This window comes from Pseudomonas glycinae (assembly GCF_001594225.2).
GTDB lineage: Bacteria > Pseudomonadota > Gammaproteobacteria > Pseudomonadales > Pseudomonadaceae > Aquipseudomonas > Aquipseudomonas glycinae.
Genome location: NZ_CP014205.2, coordinates 1,476,034 through 1,488,144 on the forward strand (window position 1 = coordinate 1,476,034; position 12,111 = coordinate 1,488,144).

Genomic DNA, 12,111 nt, shown 5'->3' on the forward strand with positions numbered 1-12,111 from the left:
CACCTCTTCGTTTGGTAGCGAAGTTTGATGGCTCCATTTTTCTGATTTGGAGATTCAAACGTGATCAAACCAACACCCAACCCACCCGAAGCCGATTCAACGTCCCCCTACGAAACCCTCGACTCCAAGAAATTCCACGAAGCCGCCGAACGCGCCCTCGACCACTACCTCAATCCGCTGCTCCCCAGAAAACCGTTGCTCAAACCCAACACCCGCTACCTCATCGCCCCCGGCATCGACAGCGAAGAATTGCTGGCCGACGCCTGCGAAACCCTGACCTCGGCCAAAATCATGGCAACCGACTTCGCCGGGCTGGTGGACGGCTCGCATCGGCATGTGCTGCTGGGGATCGCGCAACTGATCATGCTGGGGGAACTGGCGGTGAATCGGGCGCTGGATAATCTGGAGTTGAAGACAGAAACACCGCTGTAGCCAGATCCTTAGCCTGATCGTTCCCACGTCGAGGCGTCGAACCGTCCGCGTGGGAATGCAGCCCGGGACGCTCCGCGTCCCTTCCAGAGCTGGAACGCGGAGCGTCCCTTGAGGCATTCCCACGCGGAGCGTGGGAACGATCTAAATGAAAAACGGCCCGTAATGGGCCGTTTCTGTATTTCGACTAATGCTTAAGCCCGCAACGTTCGCGTCATCCGCAACGCCAGCAAACTCCCGCCAACAATCACACCCGCCAGCAGATAAAGCGCCGCGTCGGTCGACCCGGTGCTGTCCTTCACCCAACCCACGAGGTAAGGGCTGAGGAACCCGGCCATCTGTCCCATGGAGTTGATCAACGCCAGCCCACCCGCCGCAGCACCCGCGCTCAACATGGCAGTCGGCACCGGCCAGAACATCGGCAGACCGGTCAGCGCACCCATGGTCGCAATGGTCAGACCGAGAATCGCAATCGCCGGATTTGCCGCGAAGTTCACGGCGATCAGCAGGCCGACAGCGCCCATCAACATCGGCACCACCAAATGCCAGCGGCGTTCTTTACGCAAGTCTGCCGAACGACCCACCACCAGCATGAATACCGCCGCCAGCAGATACGGAATCGCACTCAACCAGCCAATTACCAGGTTGTCGCTGAAACCGAGGTTCTTGATGATCGACGGCAGCCAGAAGTTGATCGCGTACACGCCGCTCTGGATGCAGAAGTAGATCAGGCCGAAGGCCCAGATCGCCGGGTTCTTGAACACGGCGATCAGCGAATCGGAGGTGGTTTTCGGTTTGTTCGCCAGGTCTTCGGCCTGATCCGCTTCCAGCACCGCACGCTCATGCGGGGTCAGCCATTTGGCGTTGGCGAAGTTGTCGCTGAGCAGGAAGTAGGCGAGTGCGCCCAGCACCACGGTTGGAATGCCTTGCAGCAGGAACATCCACTGCCAGCCGGCCAGACCACCCTGGCCGGCGGCGAAGTGATTGAGGATCCAGCCGGAAAACGGGCTGCCGAGCAGGCCCGACACCGGAATCGCCGACATGAACAGCGCCATGATCCGGCCACGGCGGAAGGTCGGGAACCATTGCGAGAGATAGAGCACAACACCCGGGAAGAACCCGGCTTCGGCGGCGCCAGTGAACAGGCGCAGGGTGTAGAACTGGGTTGGCGTGGTGACGAAAAGCAGGCAGGTCGACAGCGTGCCCCAGGTGATCATCATTAGCGCAATCCAGCGCCGTGGGCCGAACTTGGTCAGCGCCAGGTTGCTCGGTACGCCGCACAGCACGTAGCCGATGAAGAAGATACCGGCACCGAGGCCGTACACGGTTTCGCTGAATTTCAGCGCATCGAGCATCTGCAGTTTGGCAAATCCAACGTTGACCCGGTCGAGGTAGTTGAACAGGTAGCAGATGAAGATGAAGGGGATCAAACGCAGGGTGATGCGTTTGTAGACGGCATTTTTATCGTCAACGATGGTCTGGGCGGCAGCAGCGCTCTGCGACATGGCGGCTCTCTCTTTATTATGATTTTTTGCGATGCAAAGGGTAACGTTGATCGCCCTGAGAGTCTCGGCCACCTTTGGCCGGATTGTCTTTGTGCCTGAGCACAGGGTTTGCTGCCAGACCCTGTGCGGGTGAACAACCGTCCGCGCCTGTTTTCAAGGATTTCAGCCCTTATGTTCGAACTCGATCACGACCTCGCCCAGGACATCGTCGACCGGGCCATGGCCATTTTGCCGTACAACGTCAACGTCATGGACAGCCAGGGCTTGATCCTCGGCAGCGGCGAGCCGGAGCGGATCAACACCCGCCACGAAGGCGCGCAGCTTGTTTTGGCAAACGGACGGGTGGTGGAGATCGATGCGCAGACGGCGGTGCATCTCAAAGGCGTGCAACCTGGGATCAATCTGCCGCTGTTGCTCGATCAGCGCTTGATCGGCGTCCTTGGCATTACCGGCGAACCGGAGCAGCTGCGCACTTACGCCGAACTGGTGCGCATGACCGCCGAAATGCTGGTCGGCCAGCGCAATCAGCAATCCGAACAGCAATGGCGGCGGCAACGTTGCGATGATTTGCTGGCCTTGCTGCTGAGCGAGGCGGGGGATTCGCCAAGGCTGATCGACGAGGCCCAGCAACTCGGGCTCAAGCCGCAACTGACACGAGTGCCGTATCTGTTCGAACTGGGTCTGGAACACGGGCCGGGGCAAACCGTCGAGGCGCTGAGTGCCTGGCTGATGTCGCGTTATCCGGACAGTTGGTGCGTGAGTTCGGCCAAGTCGTCACTGCTGTGGTGCCGGCCGGCGAGTCAGAACGTCGAGCATGATCGACTGCTGGAAAAACTCGATGGCCTGGGCTGGAACATCCTGCGCATTGCAGTCGGCGGACAGGCCGATGGGCTGGTCGGGCTGCGCCGTTGCTATCGGCGGGTCGGCGACTTGCTCGCCTATGGCCGCGAAGTGCTGCCGCGCTCACGGTTGCTGACCCTCAATCGCTATCGCTTGCCGGTGATGCTCTGGCGCCATCGCAACGACGATGCGCTGGATGAATTGCTCAAACCGTTACGCAAGGTCATCGCCAAGGACAGCAACGGCCAGTTGCTCGCGACCCTGCGCAGTTGGTGCGATCACGACGGGCAGAGCCAGGCCTGTGCCGATGCCTTGGGGATTCACCGCAACAGTCTGCGTTACCGGATGGAGCGGATTGCCGAGTTGAGTGGGGTCGATCCTCTGAAACTCGATGGCATGCTGGCGCTGTATCTCGGGGTGCAATTGCTGCCACAGACTGAATCGACTGCATGAGGTGTTCGTGAGGGCCCTATCGCTGGCAAGCCAGCTCCCACAAGTATCCGGGCGTGCACAAAATATGTGAACGATGCAAAAACCTGTGGGAGCTGGCTTGCCAGCGATAGGGCCGGGACATTCACCATCCATTCCAGAGCCTTTGTGAAAATGAACAATAAACGCCAATCCAACTTGTGCAGCGGACAGGCGTCAACGGGCAAGGCGACTGGCAGCATGAGGGGCATTGGAACTGGAGAAATCGCATGAAAATCGTCATCGCCCCCGATTCGTTCAAGGACAGCCTGAGTGCTCAAGGCGTTGCAGAAGCCATTGCGCTGGGCCTGGCGCAGGTCTGGCCGCAGGCGACGCTGGTCAAATGCCCGATGGCCGACGGTGGCGAAGGCACGGTGGAGTCGATTCTCGCCGCGTGCGAAGGCGAACTGCGCCGCACCCGCGTGCGTGGACCGTTGGGCGCAGCGGTCGAAGCCGCGTGGGGCTGGTTGCCGCACAACCGCACCGCAATCATCGAAATGGCCGAAGCCAGTGGATTGCAATTGGTGCCGCCGGGGCAGCGTGACGCATGCATAAGTAGCACGTTCGGCACCGGTGAACTGATCCGCGCGGCGCTGGATGCTGGCGCACAACGGGTGATTCTGGCCATCGGCGGCAGCGCCACCAATGACGGCGGCGCCGGCGCGATCCAGGCGTTGGGGGTGAAGTTGCTGGATACTCAAGGGCAATCATTGGTGCCGGGCGGATTGGCGCTGGCGCAACTCGCACGACTGGACCTGAGCGAACTCGACCCGCGACTGGCGCACGTCCGGTTCGACATCGCCGCCGACGTCAACAATCCGCTGTGCGGCCCCCACGGCGCCTCGGCGATTTTCGGCCCGCAGAAGGGTGCATCCCCGGCGCAAGTGCAGCAACTGGATCAGGCCCTCGGCCACTTCGCCGAACTCTGCGCGCAAGTGCTGGGCAAGGATGTTCGGGACGAGCCGGGCAGCGGTGCTGCCGGTGGATTGGGCTTTGCGGCCAAGGCGTTTCTCGGTGCGCGATTCCAGGCCGGTGTCGAAGTGGTCGCCGAGCTGGTCGGACTGGCCGACGCAGTAAAGGACGCAGATCTGGTGATTACTGGAGAAGGGCGCTTCGATGCCCAGACCCTGCGCGGCAAAACCCCGTTTGGCGTCGCACGGATCGCCAAGCAACACGGCGTACCGGTGATCGTCATTGCCGGCACCCTCGGCGAGGGCTATCAAGCGCTCTACGATCACGGCATCGACGCTGCATTCGCCGTCACCAGCGGCCCGATGACCCTCGAACAGGCCTGCGCCGAAGCACCGCGTCTGTTGCGCGAACGTGCCACCGATATTGCCCGCGTCTGGCGCATTGCGACTCCGGCCTGACCTGTCGCTCATCATGTAAAACAACGGGTGTTTCACCGCTGAAACACCCGCAACACTTTGAAAAATATTTCATCTTTCCCTGCAAATTTCCTCAAGCCTGGCCGATACAGAAATCAGGCGCACACAAGATTTTCCAAAACAGTGACGCCGGACTGACGCCCACTCCAAGGGCCAGTGATCACGGCATGGACGCTCGTAGTTTCAATCATCCGAGAGTCCTCCTATGTCCTTGCGTAATCTGAATATCGCGCCCCGTGCCTTCCTCGGTTTTGCCTTTATTGCCTTGCTGGTGATTGTGCTCGGCGTGTTCGCCGTCAACCGCATGTCGATCATCCGTCAGGCTTCCCTGGAAATGGACTCTACGCAGTTGCCAAGCGTCACCCAACTCGCGGTGGTTACGGAGAACGTGCTGCGCCTGCGGATTCTCTCGTTCCGCATTTTGGTCAACCGCGACCCGGCCGGTTTGCAGGAAGCCCAGACCCGCATCGGTGTGCTGGTGGACAAGGTGCGCACTGCTCAGGCCAGTTACGCGGCATTGCCGGCCGGTCCGCAGGAGCGCGCGTTATATCAGGAGTTTTCGACGACCCTCGACAACTACGTGCAGGCGCAAAACCAGATGATGGAGCTGTCGCGCCAGGACAAACTCGACGAGATGCGCGCCCTGATCAATACGAAGATCAAGGACGGCACCGACAAGATGGGCGAACAACTCAACAAGCTGATCGCGATCAACGCCGCCGACGCGAAGACCGCTTCCACTCAGGCGGGTGAGTATTACAACAGTGCCATTACCGGCATCATCGCCGTGTCTGTAATTGCCGCGTTGTTGACCGTATTGCTGGCCTGGCTGCTGACCCGCAGCATCGTCACCCCGCTGAACCGCGCCGTCGCTGCCGCGCAAACCATCGCTGGCGGCAACCTGACCAAAGCCATCGAAATCGACGGCAAGGACGAACCGGCGCGCCTGCTTGAAGCGCTGGCGGCGATGCAGACCAACCTGCGCAAGACCATCGAGCAGATTGCCGGCTCCGCCACGCAACTGGGCGCCGCCGCCGAAGAGCTCAGCGCCGTGACCGAAGAGGCCTCCCGTGGCCTGCAACAGCAGAACGACGAAATCGAACAGGCCGCCACCGCCGTCAACGAAATGACCGCAGCGGTGGAAGAGGTTGCGCGCAACGCGGTTTCGACTTCCGAAGCCTCGAACCAGTCGACCCACGCCGCCCGTGAAGGTCGCGATCAGGTGGTGAAAACCGTCGACGCGATCCAGACCATGACCCACGACGTGCAAAACACCGCGCAAATGATCGAAGGCCTGGCCGCTCAGGGGCGCGACATCGGCAAGGTGCTGGACGTGATCCGCGCCATCGCCGAACAGACCAACCTGCTGGCGCTCAACGCCGCCATCGAAGCGGCCCGTGCCGGTGAAGCGGGACGCGGTTTCGCCGTGGTAGCGGATGAAGTTCGCGCCTTGGCCCATCGCACCGCGCAATCGACCCAGGAGATCGAAAAAATGGTCGCCGGCATTCAGAACGGCACCGGTGAAGCAGTCGAGTCGATGCAGCAAAGCAACCAGCGCACCCAGACCACTCTGGAAATGGCTCGCGCCGCCGGCGTCGCGCTGGAGCAGATCACTCAATCGATTCACCAGATCAACGAGCGCAACCTGGTGATCGCCAGCGCCTCGGAAGAGCAGGCGCAGGTGTCCCGCGAGGTCGACCGCAACCTGGTCAACATTCGCGACCTGGCCACCCAATCGGCCGCCGGGGCCAACCAGACCAGCGCCGCGACCCACGAACTGTCGCGCCTGGCGGTGGATTTGAATGCGATGGTGGCGCGCTTTGTGATTTGACCTAGGGTGAAGGCTGGAGACCGCGCAATCAGGAGACGTACATGCGCTATTCAGCCTTGACCCAACGAATCGCCGGGGAGGGAGCAGCAGCCTGGCGGATTCACGACCGAGCGCTGGAGCTGCGCGCCGAAGGCGTCGATGTGTTGCTGCTGTCGGTGGGTGATCCGGATTTCGATACGCCGCTGCCGATCATCCACGGCGCCATCGACAGCCTGCTGGCGGGTGATACCCATTATTCCGACGTGCGCGGCCGGCTGGAGCTGCGCACGCTGATCGCCGAGCGCCATCGGCGCAGCAGCGGTCAGGACGTGGATGCCGGGCATGTGATCGTGCTGCCCGGCGCGCAATGCGCGGTGTATTCGGTGGCGCAATGTCTGCTGGATCCGGGTGATGAGGTGATCGTCGCCGAACCCATGTATGTCACCTACGAAGGCGTGTTTGGCGCTTGCGGCGCGACCGTGGTGCCGGTGCCGGTTCGCCCTGAGAACGGTTTTCGCGTTGACCCGGTGGATGTCGCAGCGCGGATCACTCCGAGGACGCGGGCCATGTTGCTCAACAGTCCCAACAATCCTTCCGGTGCGAGTCTGTCGCTGTTGATCTGGCAGGAGCTGGCGGCCCTGTGCGTCCGTCATGACCTGTGGCTGATCAGCGACGAGGTCTACAGCGAATTGTTATACGAAGGCGAGCACATCAGCCCGGCGAGCCTGCCGGGCATGGCCGAGCGCACCGCGACGATCAACAGCCTGTCCAAATCCCACGCCATGACCGGTTGGCGCATCGGCTGGATGATCGGGCCGAAACCGTTGGCCGAACATCTGGTGAACCTGTCGTTGAGCATGCTGTTCGGTCTGCCGGACTTTGTGCAGAAAGCGGCGCAGATAGCGCTGGAGAAAGATCTGCCGGAAGTGACGCAGATGCGCGAGGAATACCGCTTGCGTCGGGATCTGGTGTGCGAGCGCTTGCGCGGCTGTCCGGGGTTGTACCCGATCAAACCGGATGGCGGGATGTTCGTGATGGTCGATGTGCGTCAGACCGGGATCGGAGCGCAGGACTTTGCCGAGCAATTACTGGAGGGGTATGGGGTTTCTGTGCTGGCCGGTGAGGCGTTCGGGCCGAGTGCGGCGGGGCATATTCGCATCGGGTTGGTGGTGGACCGGGTGCGGCTGGCGGATGCGTGTTCAAGGATTGCTCTTTGTGCTGCGCAGCTTCTGCAAGTGCGCAGTGCCTGACCGCTTACGCTGATCGTTCCCTGAGGGTTTACTCCTGATCGTTCCCACGCTCTGCGTGGGAATGCCTCAAGGGACGCTCCGCGTTCCAGCTCTGGAAGGGACGCGGAGCGTCCCGGGCTGCATTCCCACGCGGAGCGTGGGAACGATCAACGTGAAGGATTCACCAGGTTGGCGGGTTTTTCACCGGCCAACGCCGCCAACAGATTCTCCACCGCACACCGCGCCATCGCTTCGCGCGTCTCATGGGTCGCCGAACCCATGTGCGGCGTCGCCACCACGTTGTTCAGCTGCAACAACGGCGAGTCATGATTCAGCGGCTCGCGCTCGAACACATCCAGCCCCGCCGCGCGAATCCGGTTATGCCGCAAGGTGTCGATCATTGCCGCCTCGTCTACAACCTTGCCCCGTGAGATGTTGATAAAGATGCTTTCCGGGCGCATCAACGCAAACTGTTCAGCACCGATCAAACCTTCAGTCTGCGCCGTCAACGGCAGGGTCAGGCAGATAAAATCCGCCTGCTGCAACAGGTCCTCAAGGCTGCGGTACTGCGCATCGAAGCGCGCCTCGACCGCCGGTTTGCGCGACTGGCTGTGATAGATCACCGGCATCCCGAACCCGAAATGCCCGCGCTGTGCCAGCGCCTCGCCGATCCGGCCCATACCGATAATGCCCAACGTCTTGCCGTGCACATCGGTGCCGAAATGCGCTGGGCCGATGCTGCGATGCCAGTGGCCGCCGCGCACCATGTTCGCCAGTTCGACCACGCGCCGTGCGGTGGCCAGGATCAGTGCGAAACCGGTGTCGGCGGTGGTTTCGGTGAGCACGTCCGGGGTGTTGGTCAGCAGGACCTTGCGCCGGGTCAGGTAGTCGATGTCGTAGTTGTCGACACCCACCGAGACGCTGGAAATCGCTTCGAGCTGCGGCGCCAGATCGAGTAGCGACGCGTCGAGTTTCAGGCTCGCACCGAGTAATCCGTGAGCACCGGGCAGGGCGTCGCGCAGTTTCATCAGACCTTCGGCGTCGAGGCTGTCGATCAGTGTCACCTCGACCTGTTCCTCAAGGCGCGCCATCAGTGCCGGCGACAGTTTTTTGTACAGCACAACCTGCTTTTTCATCGCAGTCATCTCTCCATCAATTCAGGAATGGGCCGGCTGCGGACGCGGTGCGACGCGCTTGGCCGTCACCCGGTCGCTGGCGCCGGGCTTGAGAAAAATCGTCAGCACCACCGAGAGCATCAGCGCGCCACTCATCAACAGATACGAAGCGCCGGGCGAACCGGTGGAGCTGTTCAGGTAACCGACCAGATACGAACCGCCGAACGAACCGAGCGCGCCCATGCTGTTGATCAGCGCCATGGCGCCGCCGGCAACGTTGGCCGGCAGAATCTCCGGGACGATGGCGAAGAACGGCCCGTAGGGTGCGTACATGCAGGCGCCGGCAATCACCAGCAGCGTGTACGACCACCAGAAATGCTCAGCGCCCAAGGCGTAGGAGCCGTAGAACGCCACCGAAGCAATCAGCAGCGGCGGCCAGACGAAGCGTTTGCGCTTTTGCAGTTTGTCCGAGCCCCAGGACACCAGCAGCATCCCGATCACTGCCGCCAGATACGGGAGGGCCGACAGCCAGCCGGCCTCGATCATGTCCATCTGCGCGCCGGCCTTGAGGATCGACGGCAGCCACAGCACGAAGCCGTAGACGCCGATGCTCCAGCAGAAGAATTGCAGCGCCAGAATGATCACCTTCGGCGAACGAAAAGCTTCTGCGTAGTTCTTCACCGCTTTGATCCCGACCTGTTCGGCGGCGAGAGCGCTTTCCAGATCGTGCTTCTCCTGATCGCTGAGCCACTTGGCCTGGGCCGGACGATCATCGGCCAGCTTCCACCAGATAAACGCCCAGAACACCGCCGGCAGGCCTTCGATGATGAACATCCAGCGCCAGCTGAAATGCTGCACCAGATACCCGGAAACCACCGACATCCACAGCATCGTTACCGGGTTGCCGAGGATCAGGAAGGTGTTGGCTCGCGAGCGTTCGGCACGGGTGAACCAATGGCACAGGTACACCAGCATCGCCGGCATCACCGCCGCTTCGACCACGCCGAGCATGAAGCGGATGACGATCAGCCAATAGGCGTTGGAAACCACGCCGGTCAGCGTGGCGAGCCCGCCCCAGAGAATCAGGCTGACGAAGATCAGCTTCTTCACGCTGTGCTTTTGCGCGTAGATCGCGCCGGGCACCTGGAAGAAAAAGTAACCGAGGAAGAACAGCGCGCCGAGCAGCGAGGACAGGCCCGGCGTGATCATCAGGTCGGCGGCCATCCCGGAGGCGGCAGCGAAGCCGTAATTGGCGCGGTCCAGGTACGCCAGGCTGTAGGTGATGAACACGATCGGCATGATGTACCACCAGCGGCGGGTGGCGAGGGTTGCGGTTTTCATGGTCTTGCTCCTGAGCTTGTTGTTTTTGTCGCAGCAGGTTCAATTGATTGGTTGTTGCTCGTTCCCACGCTCTGCGTGGGAACGCCTCCGGGGACGCTCCGCGTCCCATGTGACGCAGAGCGTCACGGGCTGCATTCCCACGCGGGAGCGTGGGAACGATCAGCGGTGAGTTCGGATCGGGTCGGCAAACCCTCCATGTCACCCCGGCTCTGCACCGCGCGACTGCCAATCCAGTTGGCGCGCCTGACCGCCTCGGGAAAACTCTGGTGCTCCAGCAGGGCGCTGATCATCCCGACCGCAAAACCATCGCCGGCGCCCACCGTATCGACCACGGTTTTGACCGGCACCCCGGCGACAAACCCCTGATCCAGGTGGGTGCGGTAATACGCGCCCTGAGGCCCGAGCTTGATCGCCACGGCTTCGGCACCCTGATCGAGATAGAACGCGGCGATATCCGCCGGGTCTTCAAATCCGGTCAGCAGGCGGCCTTCGCTCAACCCCGGCAAAACCCAGTGAGCGAGAGCGGCGAGTCGGTTGATCTCGGTGATCATCTCCCGCTCGCTGGCCCACAGGCTCGGGCGCAGGTTGGGGTCGAACGACACGCTGCGCCCGGCATTGCGCATGCGGGTCATCAGCTCACGGGACATTTCCCGTGCCGACCCGGACAGCGCCGGCGGAATCCCGGTGGCGTGCAGATGCCGGGCGCCGAGCAGTGTCGGGGTGATCGACTGCGGCGACAGATGACTGGCCGCCGAGCCACGACGAAAGTACTCGACCGTCGGATCGCTGCCGTCATCGTTGCGCGACTTGAGCTGGAAACCAGTCGGGTGAGCGTTGTCGACTTCGACATGGCTGCAGTCCAGGCCTTCGCGGGCCAGGGTTTCGACGACAAAGCGTCCCAGTGAATCGGCTCCGACACGGCTCAGCCACGCCACCTTGAAACCCAAGCGCGACAATCCTATGGCAACGTTGCTGTCGGCCCCGGCAATCCGTTTGTGAAACTGCTCGACGCAGGCCAGATCACCGCTTTGTTCGGCGACAAACATGGCCATGGTTTCGCCGAACGACAGAATATCGATCTCAGACATGAGCAGGCTCCAGGCGGGACTGACCGAGGCGGGCGAGGGCGGCGACGTGTTCGGTGGTCAGCTGCACCAGATCATCGCCCTGCAACGGGTATTCGGCGGCGCGCATGACCCCTTGGGCCATGTGCCGCAGCAGTTGTTCCCACAGATGCAGGTCGGTGGCGGCGGGCGGCACGGCCACCAGTTTGCCGTCGGCACGGCGGGCCACGGCTTTGCAATGCACGTAACCGACGTGACGGCCCAACAGTCGTGCGGCGCTGATGGCGGACTGGTCTTGCCACTGCCAGTTGCCGATGTCGAAGGTCATCTTGATCGGCAGGTTGTGTTGCTCGACGGCCGCGAAGAAACGTTGAAACGGTTCGATGCGCCCGCCGTGCAAGGTTTGATCGTTCTCCACCAGCAGTTGCACCGGGCTCTGCGCGAGGATTTGCCCCAGCGTCTGCAGATCGTTGTTGTCGGTGAAGAAACCAAGGGAAACCTTCAGCCACTTCGAGCCGAACGCTTCAGCGTTCTGCAACGCAGTGATGAGTTCGGGGTTGGGCCTTGATTGACCGGCCAGCCACAGTTCGGTGGGCGAGGAATAGATGCTTTGCAGGCCTTGAGCTTGTGTGGCGGTGGAGAGTTGTTCGGGGACTTCGATGGTCAGCAGTTCTTCGCGCCATTCAATGCGATTGGCGCCGGCAGCGGCCAGCACTTCGATGAACGAAGCCTGGCCACGGCGGCGAACGAGGTCGGCGCCGTAGCTGGAAAGGCTGATGGAAACGGCAGGTTTATTCATTGTTATCTACCTCTGAAACCGGTTTCATTTTTGTTCAAAAAAAATCAGTAAATTGTGTGTCGTTCTTTCGGGCCTCATCGCTGGCAAGCCAGCTCCCACAGATACGGGATCGTTCACGAAACT

Annotated in this window: 10 protein-coding genes; 5 read left to right on the top strand and 5 right to left on the bottom strand. The window is 61.7% G+C overall.

Features of this window, described 5'->3' with window-relative positions; genetic code table 11:
* Positions 1-60: 60 nt before the first annotated feature.
* A complete protein-coding gene (locus AWU82_RS06665) occupies positions 61-432 on the top strand; it encodes a DUF6124 family protein (RefSeq protein WP_064381431.1) in 372 nt (123 codons plus the stop codon).
* A gap of 191 nt (positions 433-623) precedes the next feature.
* Here the strand turns inward: AWU82_RS06665 and AWU82_RS06670 are convergent, their stop codons facing one another.
* The gene (locus AWU82_RS06670) at positions 624-1,934 is read right to left on the bottom strand and encodes an MFS transporter (protein WP_064381434.1); all 1,311 of its coding nucleotides are present in this window, start codon (positions 1,932-1,934) and stop codon (positions 624-626) included.
* A 171-nt stretch (positions 1,935-2,105) separates the two neighbouring features.
* Between AWU82_RS06670 and AWU82_RS06675 the strand changes: the two genes are divergently transcribed.
* From AWU82_RS06675 to AWU82_RS06690, 4 genes are all read left to right on the top strand, one after another.
* On the top strand, positions 2,106-3,227 hold the full coding sequence (locus tag AWU82_RS06675) for a sugar diacid recognition domain-containing protein (protein ID WP_064381435.1): 1,122 nt from the start codon (positions 2,106-2,108) through the stop codon (positions 3,225-3,227).
* 245 nt (positions 3,228-3,472) lie between these two features.
* Complete coding sequence (locus AWU82_RS06680; RefSeq protein ID WP_064381437.1) at positions 3,473-4,612, top strand: glycerate kinase; 1,140 nt, start codon at positions 3,473-3,475, stop codon at positions 4,610-4,612.
* Positions 4,613-4,835: 223 nt separating this feature from the next.
* On the top strand, positions 4,836-6,461 hold the full coding sequence (locus AWU82_RS06685; protein WP_064381440.1) for a methyl-accepting chemotaxis protein: 1,626 nt from the start codon (positions 4,836-4,838) through the stop codon (positions 6,459-6,461).
* A gap of 41 nt (positions 6,462-6,502) precedes the next feature.
* A complete protein-coding gene (locus AWU82_RS06690; protein ID WP_064381442.1) occupies positions 6,503-7,690 on the top strand; it encodes a pyridoxal phosphate-dependent aminotransferase in 1,188 nt (395 codons plus the stop codon).
* A 146-nt stretch (positions 7,691-7,836) separates the two neighbouring features.
* Here the strand turns inward: AWU82_RS06690 and AWU82_RS06695 are convergent, their stop codons facing one another.
* The 4 genes from AWU82_RS06695 to AWU82_RS06710 form a co-directional block, all read right to left on the bottom strand.
* Positions 7,837-8,805, bottom strand: coding sequence for a 2-hydroxyacid dehydrogenase (locus AWU82_RS06695; RefSeq protein WP_064381444.1), 969 nt, complete (start codon positions 8,803-8,805; stop codon positions 7,837-7,839).
* A 21-nt stretch (positions 8,806-8,826) separates the two neighbouring features.
* On the bottom strand, positions 8,827-10,125 hold the full coding sequence (locus AWU82_RS06700) for an MFS transporter (protein WP_064381445.1): 1,299 nt from the start codon (positions 10,123-10,125) through the stop codon (positions 8,827-8,829).
* 122 nt (positions 10,126-10,247) lie between these two features.
* Positions 10,248-11,213, bottom strand: a complete 966-nt coding sequence (locus tag AWU82_RS06705; RefSeq protein WP_064381448.1) for a sugar kinase — start codon at positions 11,211-11,213, stop codon at positions 10,248-10,250.
* Positions 11,206-11,988, bottom strand: coding sequence for a sugar phosphate isomerase/epimerase family protein (locus tag AWU82_RS06710; protein ID WP_064381450.1), 783 nt, complete (start codon positions 11,986-11,988; stop codon positions 11,206-11,208). The genes AWU82_RS06705 and AWU82_RS06710 overlap by 8 nt, the downstream gene beginning before the upstream one ends.
* Between the last annotated feature and the right edge of the window lie 123 nt (positions 11,989-12,111).

What these genes read in the sequence shown, in the direction of transcription:
- AWU82_RS06670 (WP_064381434.1), bottom strand. Translation starts at nt 1,934, where the DNA reads ATGTCGCAGAGCGCTGCTGCCGCCCAGACCATCGTTGACGATAAAAAT.
- AWU82_RS06675 (WP_064381435.1), top strand. Translation starts at nt 2,106, where the DNA reads ATGTTCGAACTCGATCACGACCTCGCCCAGGACATCGTCGACCGGGCC.
- AWU82_RS06680 (WP_064381437.1), top strand. Translation starts at nt 3,473, where the DNA reads ATGAAAATCGTCATCGCCCCCGATTCGTTCAAGGACAGCCTGAGTGCT.
- AWU82_RS06685 (WP_064381440.1), top strand. Translation starts at nt 4,836, where the DNA reads ATGTCCTTGCGTAATCTGAATATCGCGCCCCGTGCCTTCCTCGGTTTT.
- AWU82_RS06690 (WP_064381442.1), top strand. Translation starts at nt 6,503, where the DNA reads ATGCGCTATTCAGCCTTGACCCAACGAATCGCCGGGGAGGGAGCAGCA.
- AWU82_RS06695 (WP_064381444.1), bottom strand. Translation starts at nt 8,805, where the DNA reads ATGAAAAAGCAGGTTGTGCTGTACAAAAAACTGTCGCCGGCACTGATG.
- AWU82_RS06700 (WP_064381445.1), bottom strand. Translation starts at nt 10,125, where the DNA reads ATGAAAACCGCAACCCTCGCCACCCGCCGCTGGTGGTACATCATGCCG.
- AWU82_RS06705 (WP_064381448.1), bottom strand. Translation starts at nt 11,213, where the DNA reads ATGTCTGAGATCGATATTCTGTCGTTCGGCGAAACCATGGCCATGTTT.
- AWU82_RS06710 (WP_064381450.1), bottom strand. Translation starts at nt 11,988, where the DNA reads ATGAATAAACCTGCCGTTTCCATCAGCCTTTCCAGCTACGGCGCCGAC.